This window comes from Neisseria subflava, from assembly GCF_024205745.1.
Lineage (GTDB): Bacteria > Pseudomonadota > Gammaproteobacteria > Burkholderiales > Neisseriaceae > Neisseria > Neisseria flavescens_B.
The window spans coordinates 2,070,625-2,088,894 of sequence record NZ_CP073117.1; the positions used below are offsets into that span (position 1 = coordinate 2,070,625).

Consider the following 18,270-nt stretch of genomic DNA (forward strand, 5'->3'; position numbering starts at 1 on the left):
TTTATATGTCTTTTCAGGTAAAATAACGCCTTTCGTTTTACTTACCCCCTTGCCTGCCATCATGATAGAAATTAAAAAACTCACCCTGCAACGCGGTTTGAAAGTCCTGCTCGATAAAGCCGATGCCGTAATCAACCCCGGCCAACGCGTTGGTTTAATCGGCAAAAACGGTACGGGGAAATCCAGCCTGTTTGCGCTGATAAAAGGTGAAATCACACAAGATGGCGGCGAAATCCTTATTCCCAAAACATGGCGTCTGGCTTCCGTCTCTCAAGAAACGCCTGATTTAGATATTTCCGCTTTAGACTACGTTTTGCAAGGCGATGCCGAATTACAGGCTTTTCAGACGGCTTTGGCCCAAGCAGAAGCGCAAAACGACGGCATGAAGCAAGCCGAATATCACGCCAAACTTGAAGAAATCGATGCCTACACTGCTCCGGCACGCGCCGCCAAACTGCTTAACGGCTTAGGTTTTGCACAAGAAGAACATACCCGCCCCGTCAAATCTTTTTCCGGCGGCTGGCGTATGCGCCTCAACCTTGCCCAAGCGCTGATTTGTCGTGCCGATTTGCTGCTTTTGGACGAACCAACCAACCACTTGGATTTAGAAACCGTATTGTGGCTGGAAAACCATCTCGCCTCCCTGCCCTGTACGCAAATCATCATCTCCCATGACCGCGACTTCTTGAATGCCACCACAACGCAGACCATCGAGCTGTCGCAACAAAAACTGACCCAATACGGCGGCAATTACGATTTCTACCAAGCCGAACGCGCCCAACGTCTGGTGCAACAACAAGCCGCCTACGTCAAACAGCAGGCGCAAATCAAACATCTGCAATCCTTTATCGACCGTTTCAAAGCCAAAGCCACAAAGGCCGTACAAGCTCAAAGCCGCATGAAGGCATTAGCCAAGCTCGAGCGCATCGCTCCTGCGCATTTGGATAGCGAGTTTTCCTTTGAGTTTGCCAATCCGACCCACCTGCCCAATCCATTATTAAAACTCGACCATGCCGACTTGGGTTATGGTGATAATACCGTTTTGCACGATATCACCTTGTCTCTGGAAAGCGGGGCACGTTACGGCCTGTTGGGCGTTAACGGCAGCGGTAAATCTACATTTATCAAAGCATTGGCAGGAAAAATCGATTTACTTTCCGGCAGCATCGTCCGCTCCGAAAAGCTCAATATCGGCTATTTTGCCCAACATCAACTGGATACTTTACGCACCGACCAAAGTCCGGTTTGGCATATCCAACAGCTTTCGCCCGAAGTCCGCGAACAGGAAATCCGCAACTTTTTAGGCGGTTTCAACTTTGTTGGCGATATGGCGATTCAAAAGACCGAGCCTTTTTCGGGCGGTGAAAAAGCTCGGCTTGCCCTTGCCATGATTATCTGGCAAAAACCTAATCTGCTCCTGCTTGACGAACCGACCAACCACCTAGACTCGGATATGCGCCACGCCCTGACACTTGCCCTGCAAAGTTTCCAAGGCGCATTGATTGTTGTTTCGCACGACCGCAGCCTGCTTGAAGCGACTACCGATAGTTTCCTCCTTATTGACAAAGGTCGTCTGAACAACTTCGACGGCGATTTGAACGACTACCGTCAATGGCGGTTGGCACAAGAAAACGCTGCAGCAGCCCCCGCCGCTTCTGCACAAAGCCAAAGCCGTAAGGATACAAAGCGCATAGAAGCACAAATCCGTCAGGAAAAAGCCAAACGCAGCAAACCGATTCAGCAGAAGATCGACAAAGCCGAAAAAGAAATCGCACGATTGACTGATATTCAGACGGCCTGTGAAGCATTTTTGGCACAAGAATCTGCTTATTCAGAAGAAAATAAACCCAAATTGCAAGAGACACTCGCACAATTAACAGAAACTAAAGTAAAATTAACGCAACTGGAAGAAAACTGGCTGCAATGGCAGGAAGAGCTTGAGCAAATCCAAGTTGATGTCGAAGCCGAGTTTTCCCAATAAAAATAGAGCCATCAGGCCGTCTGAAATAAAACACAATACGGAAAAACATGACTTCAACCATCAAACAAGCCGGATACTTCCTCGTATCCTCTTTTGTCTTGGGCATTTCTCTTCACGCAGCCGCCGCAGTTTATTCCTGCGGCAACGGCAGCTATACTTCCGAACCCAAATCCTCCTGTGCACAGGCCGAATTGCCTAAAATCAGCGGCCATCAAGGCAGCGGTTACCACCTCAACATCCGCAGCCTCAATGCCTCCGATGAACGCGCAAGTGCAAAGCCTAAGAAAAAGGCACGCGCGGAAAAATCCGATAAACAAGAGAAAAAAGCCGACAAACCGAGCAAAAACAAAAACAGTGCAAAAGCTAAAAAACAGCAGCCCATGCCGTCTGAACAAGAATAAAATGCTCAACTGCAACGAATCAGCCCTACCTGAATCATGAAAAAATATCTGCTTACCCTATCCCTGCTGCCGCTTGCCGTTTTCAACAGCCAAGCACACGCCGCAAAAATCTACACCTGTGAAGTCAACGGCTCGATTGTCTATACCTCACGTCCAAGCGGAAACTGCCAAGCCGTCAACGATTTACCAATTGTCGGCAAATACAGCAGCAGCCGATACGACGCCCCGGTCAGCGATGCGCCTACACTCAACGCACCGACATCACAAACGGCTCCGGCAAAAAGCAAAAACACAGCGGCAAAATCCAACCACAAAGCAACACCCAAACCTGCCCCTGTCCGTACTACTTCTGAAACGGCTCCTCCTCCGGTTCCCAAATCCTCCGGTGTCAACAGTCGCCGTTCTATTTTGGAAACCGAGTTGTCCAATGAACGTGCGGCTTTGGCCGATGCCAAAAAGCAACTGAGCCAAGCGCGGACAGCCAAAGGGGGCAGCGTCAATCAACAGGCCATCAGCACATTGCAAGGTGCGGTTTTGGATAGGGAGAAAAACATTCAAGCCCTCCAGCGCGAACTGGGCAGAATGTAAGTCCAAATCAATCAAAACATCAGGCCGTCTGAACAGGTGGAAACGAAATCCAAAATCTTCGTCACGCCAAACAGACGGCCTGAATCCTATAATGATTACGCCCGTTTCAATTTCTTGTGCCTAGTAAATACGGTATAATTTGCCCTTTACGCACATTACCTCCGGTCTTTTCAGACGGCCTTTATCTCATGACTGCAAAATCTTCTAAAACCCAAACAAAAAAACGCGTCTCTACCAAACCGACAGCCAAACCGACCACATGCAAATCCACTAAAGCACAAACTCAAGCCGACAATAAAGTCTCCCAACGCCTCAAGGCGGCCAAAGAGCTGCAAAGAAACGAAGAAAAAAAAGCGCGTCCCGAGCATGTCGTCAACTTGATTAATGATGCTTTATGGCTGTTTGGCTTGGTTATCACCATTTATCTGGCCATTTCCCTGGCCAGCTTCAGTATGGACGACCCTGCATGGTCACGCAGCGTTCCCAAAAGCAATGATGTCGCCAACCTTGGCGGCCTCTTCGGCGCATATCTTTCCGATGTCGGATATTATCTGTTCGGCTTATCATTTTGGTGGTGGATAGCCGCCTCTTGCGTTTTCCTCTACAAAAATTTCCGCCCCATGAAAAAGCAGGAAAACCACAAGCCCTACAATCACGGCGTAGCCGCTTTGGCATTGTTCCTCCTGCTGGTGTGCAGCCCGATTATCGAACATTTCCTGTTTGACAACGCATTAAGCGAATCCCTTCCCGTCGGCGCCGGCGGCTTGGTCGGCTTATTGGCCGGCTCAGGCTTGGCTTGGCTGTTGGGCAAATCAGGCAGCCTGTTGATTATGCTGGTGATGTTGCTGTTGTCCATTTCCCTGTTGGCTCAGGTGTCATGGTTGGAAGTCATGGCCAAATCCGGCAGCCATGTGGGCGGCCTGTTTAGCAGCCTGATGAAAAAACTGTCTCAATTCCAAAATAAAAAAGAAGATGTCCGTTCCGAAGCTTTGGAAACCCAAAATACGCGCCGCATGGTGAAAGAGGCCAAAACTATTACCGCTACTCCGGTTGCTCCGTTGGCAGGCAGCAGCAGCAACCGTAAAACCGTTGCCGTATCTGTTGCGCCGCCTCCTAAAATCCAAACTTCCCTGTTTGACGATACTGAACCTAAAAACAACGGCGAATACCACAAACCCAACATGAACCTGTTGCGTATGCCGTCTGAAGAACCGGTTGCCGTCAATCCGGATGAATTGCAACAGACCGCAGAATTAATCGAAGCCAAGCTGGCTGAATTCGGCATCGGTGTACAGGTTGTTTCCGCCACTTCCGGCCCCGTGATCACACGCTACGAAATCGAACCGGCACAAGGTGTCAAAGGCAGTCAAATTGTCGCCCTGTCCAAAGATTTGGCGCGCTCGATGTCTCTGCAAGCGGTACGTATCGTAGAAACCATTGCCGGTAAAAACACCATGGGCATTGAATTGCCCAATGAGAAACGCCAAGACGTGATGTTGAGCGAAATCCTCTCTTCATCCATATTTACCGACGCCAAGTCCAAACTGACCGTTGCTTTGGGTAAAGATATTGCAGGTACGCCCGTTGTCGGCGACTTGGCAAAAATGCCGCATCTTTTGGTCGCAGGTATGACCGGCTCAGGTAAATCCGTCGGCGTAAACGGCATGATTATGTCCATGCTCTTCAAAGCCACGCCCGACGAAGTCCGCTTCATTATGATTGACCCGAAAATGCTGGAATTGAGTATTTACGACGGCATTCCGCACCTGCTCTGCCCAGTGGTGACCGATATGCGCGAGGCTGGACAAGCGTTGAACTGGTGTGTTGCCGAAATGGAAAAACGTTATCGCCTACTTTCCCATGCTGGCGTGCGTAATTTGGACGGCTTCAACCAAAAAGTCGAACAAGCCAAAGCAGCAGGCAAGCCATTACTCAATCCGTTCAGCTTAAATCCTGACGATCCTGAGCCTCTTGACAAACTGCCGTTGATTGTGGTTGTTATCGACGAGTTGGCAGACTTGATGATGACCGAACGCAAATCCGTTGAGCAGCAAATCGCACGCCTTGCCCAAAAAGCACGTGCAGCAGGCATTCACATGATTGTTGCCACCCAGCGCCCGAGTGTCGATGTGGTTACCGGCCTGATTAAAGCCAACATTCCGACACGTATGGCCTTTACCGTACAAAGCAAAATCGACAGCCGTACTATTCTTGACCAAATGGGTGCGGACGAATTACTCAAATACGGCGACTCATTATTCCTGCAACCGGGCAGCGCAGAACCGACACGCCTGCAAGGTGCGTTTGTTTCCGATGATGAAGTGCATCAGGTCGTCAATTTTGTCAAAGAACAGGCTCCGACCAACTATGTGGAAGGCCTGCTCAGTGGCGAAGCGGCCATCGAAACCACCAATATTGTCAATCCGAACGCAAACAGCGATGAGTTATTCGATCAAGCCGTCGCCTTCGTATTGGAAAGCCGCAAGACTTCCATTTCCGCCCTCCAACGCCAATTGCGCATCGGCTACAACCGTGCTGCCAATTTGGTAGATGCGCTTGAAAATGCCGGTATTCTTTCTCCGGCAGACATCAACGGCAGCCGACGGATTCTGGCACAAAAAGACCGGCTGTAAAAAACAACAATATCAAAACACAAAGGCCGTCTGAAAAGAATTTCCCACTTTTCAGACGGCCTTTTTATGTTATTCATGAAACATTGTGTTATACTAAGCAGCTAAATTTTGACCTTATGCACGCTTCCGAAATTCTTCGGGATACTGGGCATAAGGATAACCGTTTAAACACAACAAATTTAAGGGCTTACGATGAGCGTAACTGTTGAAACTTTAGAAAATCTGGAACGCAAAGTAGTATTGTCTCTGCCTTGGTCCAAAATCAACGCAGAAACTGAGAAAAAACTGAAACAAACCCAACGCCGTGCAAAAATTGACGGCTTCCGTCCGGGTAAAGCACCGTTCAAAATGATTGCCCAAATGTACGGTGCAAGCGCACAAAACGACGTTATCAACGAATTGGTACAACGCGAATTCTACGAAGTTGCCGTTGCCCAAGAATTGAAAGTTGCCGGTTACCCACGCTTTGAAGCCGTTGAAGAACAAGACGATCAAGAGTCTTTCAAAGTTGCCGCTATTTTTGAAGTTTTCCCTGAAGTAACTATTGGCGACCTGTCTGCCCAAGAAGTAGAAAAAGTTACTGCGACTGTTGGCGATGCCGAAGTTGACCAAACTGTAGAAATCCTGCGTAAACAACGCACCCGCTTCAACCATGTTGACCGCGAAGCCCAAAACGGCGACCGCGTCATCATCGACTTTGAAGGCAAAATCGACGGCGAACCTTTCGCTGGCGGCGCGTCTAAAAACTACGCTTTCGTATTGGGCGCAGGTCAAATGCTGCCTGAATTCGAAGCTGGTGTTGTCGGCATGAAAGCCGGTGAAAGCAAAGATGTTACCGTAAACTTCCCTGAAGACTACCATGGTAAAGATGTTGCCGGTAAATCTGCCGTATTCACCATCACTCTGAACAACGTTTCTGAAGCTACTTTGCCTGAAGTTGACGCAGACTTCGCTAAAGCTTTGGGTATTGAAGACGGCGACGTTGCCAAAATGCGTGAAGAAGTGAAGAAAAACGTTAGCCGCGAAGTTGAGCGCCGCATCGGTGAACAAACTAAAGAATCTGTAATGAACGCCCTGCTCAAAGCAGCCGATTTGCAAGTTCCTGTTACTTTGGTCAACGAAGAAGCCGCCCGCTTGGCAAACGAAATGAAACAAAACTTCGTTAACCAAGGTATGGCTGACGCTGCCAACTTGGATCTGCCTTTGGATATGTTCAAAGAACAAGCAGAACGCCGCGTTTCTTTGGGCCTGATTTTGGCTAAATTGGTTGAAGAAAACAAACTTGAGCCAACTGAAGACCAAATCAAAGCCGTTGTTGCCAACTTTGCTGAAAGCTACGAAGATCCTCAAGAAGTTATCGACTGGTACTACGCAGAGCCTTCCCGCCTGCAAGGTCCGACTTCTTTGGCAGTAGAAAGCAACGTTGTTGATTTCGTTCTGAGCAAAGCTAAAGTAACTGAAAAAGCGCTGTCTTTTGACGAAGTAATGGGCGCACAAGCTTAATTGCTCTAAGGCCGTCTGAAACAGACAATCAAAAGCACCGAAGCGCTTTAAATGGCTTTGGTGCTTTTCCATCATTAACAGGAGACAAAAATGTCCTTCGATTTCAATAATTACCTTGTCCCTACCGTTATCGAACAAAGCGGTCGCGGCGAGCGCGCATTCGACATCTACTCACGCCTTTTAAAAGAGCGCATCGTTTTCTTGATCGGCCCGGTGACAGACGAATCAGCCAACTTGGTTGTTGCGCAATTGCTGTTCTTGGAAAGCGAAAATCCAGATAAAGATATCTTCTTCTATATCAACTCTCCGGGCGGTTCGGTTACTGCCGGTATGTCGATTTACGACACCATGAACTTCATCAAGCCTCATGTTTCTACCTTATGCTTGGGCCAAGCGGCAAGTATGGGTGCATTCCTGTTGTCCGCAGGCGAAAAAGGCAAACGCTTTGCCCTGCCAAACAGCCGCATCATGATTCACCAACCGCTCATCAGCGGCGGCTTGGCCGGTCAGGCTTCCGATATTGAAATTCATGCTAAAGAGCTGCTGAAAATCAAAGAGAAACTGAACCTCTTACTCGCCAAACATTGTGATCGTGATTTAGCCGACTTGGAACGCGATACCGACCGCGACAATTATATGTCTGCCGATGAAGCTAAAGAATATGGTTTGATTGACCAAGTTTTGGAAAACCGCGCCTCTCTGCAAGCCTAATCTTTATAGTTTTTAAATCAAAAGGCCGTCTGAAAAATATATATTCAGACGGCCTTTCTTCAATCTTACTTCGTGTTGTCTTTGTTATTCACTTGAACCGGATACAGCAAAATCAAAGGATTGGCTTTCACTTGACTCCAGAAACTCTTCAGCAGATTACGCATACTGCCCAAACGCGTGCCTCGAGAGCGGAGCGCAACGGCCAAAGCTAAAGAAAAGCTGACCACCAGATTCACCATGCCGATTGCCAATACACTTGCCAAGCCAAGCATAAAAGTGAATATATCTGCATGACCGCTAATCGCGGCATAACCCAAATTTGCCGAAGAAAACGCCACATGGCGAATATCCAGCGGCAAGCCGAAAAGATGGCCAAAATAGCCGGTCATACCTAAAAGCATACCGAAAATAAAATTGCCCATAAGCGAGCCGTAATGCTTATGAATATAAGCGGCCAGAAGGCGGCGTGGCTGCGGGCGCATGATTTTTCGTAACAACGGATTAAACGGCAGACGCTGACGCAGGTTCAGATAATCGGAACGGTTGTCAAAGAAGCCGGCAATAATCCCCGAGCAAAACAGCCATACACCGGCAATAGCGGCATACCATAAGGTCGGTTGGGTAAAAATCTCAATGGATTTGAACTGATAGGCCGTAACTGCCTCATTTAGCAAGGGCTGACCATGCGTATGGGCATAGCCAAAAGCAATCCCTGCCGCCAACAATACGGCAATCGATACATTGCCAAACACAGCAACACTTTGCGAACGGCACACATCAATGAGCAGTTTTGCCAATTTGTTGTCCACCGCCTTACTCCCTTCATTTGAGTCCACCTGCTCGGCAAAGCTCGCCGCTGTCATGGCAGGCTGCTTGGTCGCAACAGTGCAATGCAGCATATGAATCAGCATAAAGCCTAAGCCGTAGTTAAGCCCGGCAAGGAATGAAGTAGTAAACTCTCCGAATCCCAAAGACGCAATATAGATTTTATTCAGTGCCATCAAAGCAATAATTACGCCGCCTCCTGCTGCGGAATAAAACATTTTGAAATATTCACTACGGTTGCGCGTAATGTAATGCTCACCATGATGACTTTTGTTTTCCGTAATACTGCGCGCCAGCATTCGGATACTGCTTTTACGCAAGTGGCTGGTACTGTATTGCTCTACTGCCGCGTAAATCATCGCATTCATCAGATTGATGGTTAAGCGGGTACGGCTGCCGGTTTCGATTTGAATATTGGTTAACAGTTTCAGACGGCTGATAGTTTGCTGCAAACGCTCCAGCAAGTGCGCCACTTTCACTGACGAACCAGACCCTGCCCCAGTCCCTCTACGACGCAGATACTCAATTTGCTTGTCGCACTGGTCAAACATGACCTCCAAGTGCGCCGTATCATAAGTTTCTTCACTGTGGCGATAGTGTTCAACCAATTTTGCAATTTCACGTTGCAAAGCAACAAATGCCGAATCTGCCTCCAACAAACGGGGGGCAATCCGTATTAAATCCGGCTCAATCGCTTCGGAAGCAATCCAAATAGACAGCATTTCCACTGCACGCAAACGGGCATCTGCCAACTGTCGGCTGGCCGTCTGAAGCAAAGCAGGATCGGCTTTGCCCTGCAACAATTCATACATGCTCAACCATTGACGCAAACTCAAAGTCTGCAACCATTTATCATCGTTTTTCGAATGAAAAAGATATAAAAATACTTCGCGCAGATTGGAAAAATCTTTATAAGACGGGCTGAAACGTTCGTAAATCCGTATGCCCATCTCCCGAGTAAAACTATGGCGCGAGAAAATACCCAGCTTAATCAGTGCAGGATAGATGTGAACTTTAGACAACCAGGCATAGAAACGCAGGCTGAATTGACGGCATAAAGCATCGTCTTGTTTTAAAGTAGATAAAATCAAATCGAAACGCTCGGAAGCCTGTTTTTTGCCTCCTCGGCGCAAAAATTTGATTAATGCATTGAGAATAAGAACGAAGTCGGTATCATTTAAGCGCTCCGACAAAATAATGTGAAGATTTTGATTAGTCAGTTTTTGCATTGTAGTATTATTACACAAAATGAAATATTTAGCAAGAACCTTGGCAAACAGGTCGGATTATATCGCATTCTTTATCAATCTATAGCACAAGATTTTCGATTAATATTCTCTAAAATTCAATGAATAATCAAATTACATAACAAATATATGATGTGAATCAATAACTAGGAAAGGCCGTCTGAATTCTTTCAGACGGCCTTTTACAACAGCATACTACATTGTTTTAACCTTATGCAAACAAGAGCTTACCACCCTCTTCTTTAACATGGATTGTGCTATCCGGTGCATATTTACCTTCAAGCAATGCTTTTGCCAGCGGGTTTTCGATTTCTGACTGAATAGCACGTTTGAGCGGACGGGCACCATACACAGGGTCGAAACCAGCTTTAGCAATCAGATCCAAGGCAGCATCATCGACTTTCAGGTGCAGATGTTGTGCTTCCAAACGTTTTTCCAAACCTTTAAGCTGGATTTTCGCAATGTTGCGGATATTCTCCTGATTCAGTCCGTGGAACACGACCACTTCGTCAATACGGTTGATCATTTCGGGGCGGAAGTAGGCCTTCACTTCTTCCATCACCGCTTCTTTCACCGCTTCGTAGTCCTGAGTACCCATTTGTTGGATATGTTGGCTACCGATATTGGAAGTCATCACGATAACGGTATTTTTGAAGTCAACAGTTCGACCTTGTCCATCGGTCAAACGGCCGTCATCCAATACTTGCAGCAAGATGTTGAATACGTCCGGATGGGCTTTTTCCACTTCATCCAAAAGAATCACGCTGTATGGTTTGCGGCGGACTTGCTCAGTCAGGTAGCCGCCTTCTTCGTAGCCGACATAGCCGGGAGGCGCACCGATTAAGCGGGCAACAGCATGTTTTTCCATGTATTCGGACATATCAATACGAATCAGATGATCTTCGCTGTCAAACAGGAAGCCTGCCAATGCCTTACACAATTCGGTTTTACCCACGCCGGTCGGGCCTAAGAATAAGAAACTGCCATAAGGTTTATTCGGATCGGCCAAACCGGAACGGCTGCGGCGGATAGCGTCAGACACAGCACGCACAGCTTCGTCTTGACCAACCACGCGGCGGTGCAATACTTCTTCCATCTTCAGCAGCTTGTCGCGTTCGCCTTCCATCATTTTTGACACGGGGATACCGGTCATGCGGGAAACGATTTCGGCTACTTCATCCGCGCCGACTTCAGTACGGAAAAGTTTGTTTTGTTTTTTGCCGTCGGAGTTGCTTTCCGCTGCCTGCAACTGTGCACCCAATTTCGGTAACTCGCCGTATTCGAGTTCGGACGCGCGGGCAAAGTCGCCTTGGCGTTTGGCCTGTTCGATTTTGACTTTAATGTCGTCCATCTGTTTCTTGATGTCGGCAGTGCTGGATGATGCCGCTTTTTCGGCTTTCCAGATTTCATCCAAATCGGCATATTCTTTTTGCAGTCCGTCGATTTCTTCGTCTATCAATTCCAGACGTTTTTTGCTGGCATCATCGGTTTCTTTGGCAACGTGCATTTTTTCCATTTTGAGCTGGATAATGCGACGGTCAAGTTTATCCATTTGCTCAGGTTTGCTGTCCAGCTCCATTTTGATGCGGCTGGCGGCTTCGTCGATCAAATCAATCGCTTTATCAGGCAGGAAGCGGTCGGTAATATAACGGTCGCTCAACTCCGCTGCGGCAACGATAGCAGGGTCAGTAATATCGATACCGTGGTGAATTTCATAACGCTCTTGCAAACCACGCAGAATAGCAATGGTATCTTCTACACTTGGCTCGCCAACCAATACTTTTTGGAAGCGGCGTTCGAGTGCCGCATCTTTTTCGATGTACTGACGGTATTCGTCCAAAGTAGTCGCACCGATACAGTGCAATTCGCCGCGCGCCAAAGCCGGTTTCAACATATTGCCCGCATCCATTGCGCCGTCAGTTTTGCCTGCACCAACCAAAGTATGGATTTCATCGATGAAAATCAAAGTGTTACCATCATCTTTAGCCAAGTCGTTCAACACGCCTTTCAAGCGTTCTTCAAATTCACCACGGTATTTCGCGCCAGCAATCAAAGCCGCCAAGTCCAAAACCAAAAGGCGTTTGTTACGCAGGGATTCAGGCACTTCGCCGTTAACAATACGTTGCGCCAAACCTTCAACAATAGCGGTTTTACCCACACCCGGCTCACCAATCAGCACAGGGTTGTTTTTGGTACGGCGTTGCAATACCTGAATTGCACGGCGGATTTCATCATCACGACCGATAACAGGGTCGAGCTTACCGTCTCGGGCGCGTTGAGTCAGGTCAAGTGTGTATTTTTTCAAAGCATTGCGTTGGTCTTCGGCATTCGCATCGTTCACGTTTTGTCCTCCTCGTACCGCATCGATCGCGGCATTGATATTTTGTTCGTTCGCACCGGCTTCTTTCAAAATTTTGCCGGTCGCATCATTCTGCTGAACCAAAGCCAGCAGGAAAAGTTCGCTGGCGATATAGGCATCGCCGCGTTTGGTCGCAGCCTTGTCCATCAAGTTCAATACAGCTTGCAGCTCACGGCTAGGCATAATATCGCCACCTTGACCGGATACTTTTGGTAAGCTGCTCAAATGTTGCTGCAAACGTTGTTTCACTTGAGGCACATTCACACCTGCATGAGCCAGTAACGCAGCAGCACCACTGTTTTGATCGTCAAGCAACGCTTTTAAGATAAAGCCGGCCTCAAGGTAGCTGCTGTCCGCAGCCAAAGCCAGACTTTGACCTTCTTGCAAAGCTTGCTGAAATTTGGCAGTCAATTTATCAAATCTCATTTTAAGTTCCTCTTCAAATATATTCTGTTAGAGCCTATATAAGCGCAAATGTGGATAACTCAATAGCCATTTACTCCATTAATCAACGTTTTTTACTATATTATTGTTTTATAATGTTTTATTTTTTAAATTTTATGTGTATAACTTTTATTATTCAGTTACCCTTTACTCAAAAGGCCGTCTGAAAAATCAAGAATAATCAGGTATAATCGGCACCATATTTATTTTCAGACGGCCTTTATGCCGAAGGATACTTTCATGAGCAAAAAACGAGTTTTAACAGGCGTTACCACAACAGGTATTCCACACTTGGGCAACTACGTCGGCGCCATCCGCCCAGCTATCCGTGCTGCGCAGGATGCCAATACCGAATCATTCCTCTTTTTGGCCGACTATCATGGCATCATCAAATGTCATGAGCCTGAAATGATTCATCAATCTACTCAAGCTGTTGCCGCCACATGGCTCGCCTGCGGACTCAACCCTGAACAGACCACTTTCTATCGTCAAAGCGATATTCCCGAAGTGATGGAGTTGAACTGGATTCTGACCTGTATCACTGCAAAAGGCCTGATGAACCGTGCCCACGCTTATAAAGCTGCAGTACAGGCAAATACCGAAAACGGTCAAGAAGATCCGGATCATGGCGTGGAAATGGGCCTGTACAGCTACCCTATCCTCATGACTGCCGACATCCTGATGTTCAATGCCCATGAAGTACCAGTCGGTCGCGACCAAATCCAACACGTCGAAATGGCTCGCGATATTGCCGGTCGCTTCAACCATCGCTTCCAAGAGCTCTTCACCCTGCCAGAAGTGAAAATCGACGAAAACGTCGAACTCTTGGTCGGCTTGGACGGACGCAAAATGTCCAAGTCCTACGGCAACACCATTCCGCTTTGGGAAAACGACAAGAAAACCCAAAAATCGGTCAACAAAATCATCACCAATATGAAAGAACCCGGCGAGCCGAAACAGCCTGATGAAAGTCCTCTGTTTGAAATCTATAAAGCCTTCTCCACGCCGTCTGAAACTGCCGAGTTCACGCAAATGCTGGCCGAAGGCCTTGCTTGGGGTGAGGCCAAGAAACTCTTGGGCACAAAAATCAATGCCGAGCTCGCAGAACCGCGCGAGCGCTACAATGAATTGACTGCTAAACCCTCTCAAATTGAAGACATTTTGCAGGCCGGTGCACAAAAAGCGCGTAAAGAAGCACGCGAATTGTTGGATAAAGTACGCGATGCGGTAGGTATTCGTCCGTTGAAATAATAATAGCAAGGCCGTCTGAATATTTCAGACGGCCATAATATCGTTTATCATTTGAAATATAATCGTTTTTCTAGGGTTTCTCATATGAAAAGAACCTTTCCCCTTATCTTGCTCAGCCTTTCATTGGCTGCCTGCGGCGGTAAATCTGAAGATACTGCAGCCAATGATGCTGCGTCAGGCAAAGCGCCCAAGCCTACCTTCAAAGTTAAATATATCGATGAACAAGCCATAGCCGGCTTGGATTTAGGTACAGCTCAAGAAAGCGAAACGAAAGAAGGTAAAAAACAACGCACCTACCCGATTAACGGCATAGAGGGTGGCGTCATCAATCTGATTGGCAAGCACCCTACCGACTTAGAAGTCATCAGCGGCCAATGCATGGAAAAAAATGACAAAGGCGTTTCAGCCGGCTGGTCAGCCAACGGAGTCTGCCACACTACCTTTGCAAAAATGGTGGATAATATTGCCCAAGACGGCAGCAAACTGACCAACTATCTGATTTCACACGCTGCTTTGCAGCCTTATACCGAAGGCAAAAGCGGCTATGCCGCCGTACAAAACGGCCGCTATATTTTAGAAATTGACAGCGAAGGCATGTTCTACTTCCGCCGCCGTCATTACTAAATCCTGCCCATCCTATTTTCCCCCTGACACAAGGACTGAATCATGGCTCAAGTTACTTTCCAAGGCTCACCTATTTCTACAAACGGCAATTTGCCCGCTATCGGCCAAGTTGCACCTGATTTCACATTGGTAGCGGCAGACCTATCTGAGAAATCATTGGTTGACTTTGCAGGCAAACGCAAAGTGCTGAATATTTTCCCTAGCATTGACACAGGCGTATGCGCCCAGTCCGTCCGCACTTTCAACAAACGTGCCTCGTCTTTGGACAATACCGTCGTCTTGTGTATTTCTGCCGATTTACCGTTTGCACAAACCCGTTTCTGCGGCGCAGAAGGTTTGGAAAATGTAGTGACACTTTCTACATTCCGCAGCAGCTTTTCTAACGATTACGGTGTTACACTAATAGAAAGCCCATTACGCGGCCTGACTGCCCGTGCAGTGGTGGTTTTGAATGAGCAAAACCAAGTTCTCCATGCTGAGTTGGTTTCTGAAATTGCGAACGAGCCTGACTACGAAGCTGCTTTGGCTGTTTTGTAATTGACTCAATAAAATCAGGCCGTCTGGAAATTTTCAGACGGCCTTTTGCTTATCTTCAAAATAAAAACGGTAGCTTTAAAGCTACCGTTTTCTGTTTCAAACCTTATACAGATTTATCTGTTTTGTCTGCTTCTACTGACTCAGCATTCTGAACCTCATTTTGCTCAACAGGTTCAACAGCTTCAGCAACAGGCTCTTCAGGCTCTTCTACTTTGTCATCACGGACATTGTGGCTGTAATCTTTAGGCGGACTAGGTTGTTTACCGGCCATAATTTCCAAAACTTGGTCTCGATCGATGGTTTCCCAATCCATCAGTGCTTTGCACATGGTTTCCATCTTATCGCGATTTTCATCCAAGATTTTGTAAGCGACTTGGTATTGCTCATCCAAAATACGGCGGATTTCCGCATCGATATCTTGTTGGGTTTTCTCGGAAATATTTTGAGAACGGGTTACGCTGCGACCCAAGAATACTTCACCTTCGTTCTCAGCATAAACCATCACACCCATTTTGTCGCTCATACCATAACGCGTTACCATCTCGCGTGCCATTTGAGTTGCACGCTCAAAGTCGTTAGATGCGCCGGTAGAAATACGGCCGACAAAAATATCTTCAGCAATACGGCCACCAAACAAGATTGAGAGCTGGCTCAGCATTTGGTCTTTGTACATGCTGATACGGTCACGCTCAGGCAGCTGCCAAGTCAAACCCAATGCGCGGCCACGAGGCATAATGGTTACTTTGTGAACCGGATCGGTAAATGGCAGGCTTTCCGCTACGATGGCATGACCGGCCTCATGATAGGCCGTTGCACGTTTTTCATCTTCGTGCATCACCATGCTGCGACGCTCCGGACCCATATAAATTTTGTCTTTCGCATCTTCAAAGTCGCTTTGATCGACTTTAACTTTATTGCGACGACCGGCAAACAAAGCTGCTTCATTGACCAAGTTTGCCAAATCCGCACCTGAAAAACCAGGGGTACCGCGTGCTAAAGAAGTCAAATCTACGGATGCATCCAAAGGTACTTTTTTAGCGTGTACTTTCAAGATTTGCTCACGGCCACGGATATCAGGCAATGGAACAACGACTTGACGGTCAAAACGGCCCGGACGCTGCAACGCAGGGTCAAGCACATCAGGACGGTTGGTTGCTGCGATCACAATAACGGTTTGGTTGCTTTCAAAACCATCCATTTCAACCAACAATTGGTTTAATGTTTGCTCACGCTCATCATTACCGCCACCCAAACCGGCACCGCGCTGACGGCCAACCGCATCAATTTCATCGATAAAGATGATACATGGCGCGTTTTTCTTGGCCTGCTCGAACATATCGCGGACACGGCTCGCACCGACACCGACAAACATTTCTACGAAGTCAGAACCTGAAATACTGAAGAATGGCACACCGGCCTCACCGGCAATCGCTTTAGCCAGCAATGTTTTACCCGTACCAGGGCTACCGGCCAACAAAATACCGCGAGGTACACGACCACCCAGGCTTTGATAGCGGTTAGGCGATTTCAGGTAATCCACAATTTCTTGTACTTCTTCTTTTGCCTCATCACAACCGGCAACATCGGCAAAAGTAACTTTATTGGAATCTTTGTCCAGTAAACGTGCACGGCTCTTACCAAAAGAGAATGCGCCGCCTTTACCGCCACCGCCGCTTTGCATGCGCATGAAGTAGAACCATGCACCGATCAACAATAAAACAGGCAGCAGGCTGTAAAACAGACTGGCCAGCATGCTTGGTTTTTCTTCCGGAGTCACTTTGACGCGTACTTTGTTGTCCAACAGTGTTTTAACCAAGTTGTCATCCAAAGGCGCATTGGTATAGAAGGCAGTTTTATCGGTGCGCTCACCTTTAATCAGATAGCCGCTGACAACAGATCCTTCAATATTGACATTGGATACTTCGCCACTATTAACTTGCTGAATAAATTGAGAATATTCGATTTGCTGTTTATCTTCCTGCTTATCGCTGAGTGCATTGAATGCTGCTAAAAGCATAGCACCACCCACTACCCAGACTAATATGTTTTTAATGGTATTCCCCACTGAACAGGCTCCATGGTTACAAAATAAATAAAATCAAGGGAAAGAATTTTAAAGCACCCACCCTACATTGTCAGCGTTTATTTTTACCTAATAGGTAAATCTCACTGGAACGATTGCGGGAAGCATCCGGCTTTCGAGTTTGTACACTGGCAAAAATTTCACGCATAGCCGCCGTATACTCTTGATAACCCGTGCCTTGAAACACTTTCACTAAAAAACTGCCTCCGGGTTTCAAATGCTGGGAGGCAAAATCTAAAGCCAGTTCACACAAATAAAAACTGCGTGCCTGGTCGGTTACGGCATTGCCTGACATATTGGGTGCCATATCACAGATTACAAGGTCTAACGGACGATTATCCAATAAGGCTTCAAACTGCTCCAAAACAGCATCTTCCCTAAAGTCGCCCTGAATAAACGACACGCCTTCAATAGCATCCATCGGCAAAATATCCAAAGCGAACACTACCCCTGTTTTACCGACCAGCTTGGCCGCAACCTGTGACCAACTTCCCGGCGCGCTGCCCAAATCCGCCAAAACCGTACCTGGCTTGATTAATTTGTCTTTTTGATTGATTTCCAATAATTTATAAGCCGCTCTGGCACGATATCCGTCCTTTTGTGCCATATGGACATAATGATCGTTAACGTGCTCATGCAGCCATGCTTTTGAAGATTTTGAGCGTACAGCCATCTTGATTTGAAATGCTTAAGTTAAAATCAGCATTGTACGTTATTTCCCCCGTAAATGTTCTAAATCGCGTACAATATAGCCATTATTCTTTTTAATTGGATACTTATTAATATGAGCGACAACAAATTAAGCACCAAAGAAATTTTGGCCTTGAAAGCCCAAGCACATCACCTCCACCCTGTCGTTATGGTTGGCCAACAAGGCTTGACCGACTCGGTCATCAAAGAAACCGATGCCGCATTGACAGCGCATGAATTGATTAAAGTCCGTGTTTTTGGTGATGATCGCGCTGAACGTATTGAAATTTGCAATGCCCTGTGTGAAACACTGGGTGCTCAACTGGTGCAACATATTGGCAAATTACTTGTTTTGTGGCGTAAAAAACCGGACGATGAATAATTTAAATTGAA

Annotated in this window: 13 protein-coding genes and 1 pseudogene; 10 read left to right on the top strand and 4 right to left on the bottom strand. The window is 47.1% G+C overall.

All coding sequences use genetic code 11. The features are described from left to right. Window positions 1–61: 61 nt before the first annotated feature. From KCG55_RS09875 to clpP, 6 genes and pseudogenes are all read left to right on the top strand, one after another. Window positions 62–1,981, top strand: coding sequence for an ATP-binding cassette domain-containing protein (locus KCG55_RS09875; protein ID WP_254322922.1), 1,920 nt, complete (start codon window positions 62–64; stop codon window positions 1,979–1,981). Between the two features lie 47 nt (window positions 1,982–2,028). Further along, entirely contained in the window at window positions 2,029–2,382 is a 354-nt protein-coding gene (locus KCG55_RS09880; RefSeq protein WP_254322923.1) for a nucleolar protein, read from the top strand. A 36-nt stretch (window positions 2,383–2,418) separates the two neighbouring features. After that, window positions 2,419–2,970, top strand: coding sequence for a hypothetical protein (locus KCG55_RS09885; RefSeq protein WP_254322924.1), 552 nt, complete (start codon window positions 2,419–2,421; stop codon window positions 2,968–2,970). 290 nt (window positions 2,971–3,260) lie between these two features. Next, window positions 3,261–5,603, top strand: a pseudogene (locus KCG55_RS09890) (DNA translocase FtsK); the annotation flags it as partial. A 192-nt stretch (window positions 5,604–5,795) separates the two neighbouring features. Further along, window positions 5,796–7,106, top strand: coding sequence for a trigger factor (gene tig / locus KCG55_RS09895; protein WP_254322926.1), 1,311 nt, complete (start codon window positions 5,796–5,798; stop codon window positions 7,104–7,106). A 90-nt stretch (window positions 7,107–7,196) separates the two neighbouring features. Then, window positions 7,197–7,817, top strand: coding sequence for an ATP-dependent Clp endopeptidase proteolytic subunit ClpP (gene clpP, locus KCG55_RS09900; protein WP_254322927.1), 621 nt, complete (start codon window positions 7,197–7,199; stop codon window positions 7,815–7,817). A gap of 65 nt (window positions 7,818–7,882) precedes the next feature. Here clpP and KCG55_RS09905 read toward each other — a convergent pair whose 3' ends face one another. Beyond that, complete coding sequence (locus KCG55_RS09905) at window positions 7,883–9,871, bottom strand: site-specific recombinase (protein WP_254322928.1); 1,989 nt, start codon at window positions 9,869–9,871, stop codon at window positions 7,883–7,885. A gap of 229 nt (window positions 9,872–10,100) precedes the next feature. Next, complete coding sequence (clpB, locus tag KCG55_RS09910) at window positions 10,101–12,674, bottom strand: ATP-dependent chaperone ClpB (protein ID WP_254322929.1); 2,574 nt, start codon at window positions 12,672–12,674, stop codon at window positions 10,101–10,103. A 258-nt stretch (window positions 12,675–12,932) separates the two neighbouring features. On the opposite strand from clpB, the gene trpS reads away from it, so the two are divergent. The 3 genes from trpS to tpx all read left to right on the top strand — a co-directional run bounded on the left by trpS (window position 12,933) and on the right by tpx (window position 15,104). Beyond that, window positions 12,933–13,943, top strand: coding sequence for a tryptophan--tRNA ligase (gene trpS / locus KCG55_RS09915; RefSeq protein WP_254322930.1), 1,011 nt, complete (start codon window positions 12,933–12,935; stop codon window positions 13,941–13,943). Window positions 13,944–14,027: 84 nt separating this feature from the next. Beyond that, window positions 14,028–14,567 carry a hypothetical protein gene (locus KCG55_RS09920; RefSeq protein ID WP_254322931.1) on the top strand — a complete coding sequence of 180 codons (540 nt, stop codon included), beginning with the start codon at window positions 14,028–14,030 and terminating at the stop codon, window positions 14,565–14,567. 42 nt (window positions 14,568–14,609) lie between these two features. Beyond that, a complete protein-coding gene (tpx, locus tag KCG55_RS09925; RefSeq protein WP_254322932.1) occupies window positions 14,610–15,104 on the top strand; it encodes a thiol peroxidase in 495 nt (164 codons plus the stop codon). A 103-nt stretch (window positions 15,105–15,207) separates the two neighbouring features. Here the strand turns inward: tpx and ftsH are convergent, their stop codons facing one another. Together ftsH and rlmE are read right to left on the bottom strand one after the other, a co-directional pair. Then, entirely contained in the window at window positions 15,208–17,169 is a 1,962-nt protein-coding gene (ftsH, locus tag KCG55_RS09930; protein WP_070591271.1) for an ATP-dependent zinc metalloprotease FtsH, read from the bottom strand. A gap of 70 nt (window positions 17,170–17,239) precedes the next feature. Further along, complete coding sequence (rlmE, locus tag KCG55_RS09935) at window positions 17,240–17,860, bottom strand: 23S rRNA (uridine(2552)-2'-O)-methyltransferase RlmE (RefSeq protein ID WP_254322933.1); 621 nt, start codon at window positions 17,858–17,860, stop codon at window positions 17,240–17,242. Between the two features lie 111 nt (window positions 17,861–17,971). Here rlmE and yhbY point away from each other — a divergent pair, with 111 nt between their 5' ends. Further along, window positions 17,972–18,259 (top strand): ribosome assembly RNA-binding protein YhbY, encoded by a 288-nt coding sequence (gene yhbY / locus KCG55_RS09940; RefSeq protein WP_039863504.1) that lies wholly within the window; start codon window positions 17,972–17,974, stop codon window positions 18,257–18,259. Window positions 18,260–18,270 lie beyond the last annotated feature (11 nt).

Excerpts from the sequence above, each read along its gene's own strand:
- KCG55_RS09905 (WP_254322928.1), bottom strand. The coding sequence starts at position 9,871 with ATGCAAAAACTGACTAATCAAAATCTTCACATTATTTTGTCGGAGCGC.
- tpx (WP_254322932.1), top strand. The coding sequence starts at position 14,610 with ATGGCTCAAGTTACTTTCCAAGGCTCACCTATTTCTACAAACGGCAAT.
- KCG55_RS09885 (WP_254322924.1), top strand. The coding sequence starts at position 2,419 with ATGAAAAAATATCTGCTTACCCTATCCCTGCTGCCGCTTGCCGTTTTC.
- KCG55_RS09880 (WP_254322923.1), top strand. The coding sequence starts at position 2,029 with ATGACTTCAACCATCAAACAAGCCGGATACTTCCTCGTATCCTCTTTT.
- clpP (WP_254322927.1), top strand. The coding sequence starts at position 7,197 with ATGTCCTTCGATTTCAATAATTACCTTGTCCCTACCGTTATCGAACAA.
- KCG55_RS09875 (WP_254322922.1), top strand. The coding sequence starts at position 62 with ATGATAGAAATTAAAAAACTCACCCTGCAACGCGGTTTGAAAGTCCTG.
- yhbY (WP_039863504.1), top strand. The coding sequence starts at position 17,972 with ATGAGCGACAACAAATTAAGCACCAAAGAAATTTTGGCCTTGAAAGCC.
- rlmE (WP_254322933.1), bottom strand. The coding sequence starts at position 17,860 with ATGGCTGTACGCTCAAAATCTTCAAAAGCATGGCTGCATGAGCACGTT.
- trpS (WP_254322930.1), top strand. The coding sequence starts at position 12,933 with ATGAGCAAAAAACGAGTTTTAACAGGCGTTACCACAACAGGTATTCCA.
- clpB (WP_254322929.1), bottom strand. The coding sequence starts at position 12,674 with ATGAGATTTGATAAATTGACTGCCAAATTTCAGCAAGCTTTGCAAGAA.
- tig (WP_254322926.1), top strand. The coding sequence starts at position 5,796 with ATGAGCGTAACTGTTGAAACTTTAGAAAATCTGGAACGCAAAGTAGTA.
- KCG55_RS09920 (WP_254322931.1), top strand. The coding sequence starts at position 14,028 with ATGAAAAGAACCTTTCCCCTTATCTTGCTCAGCCTTTCATTGGCTGCC.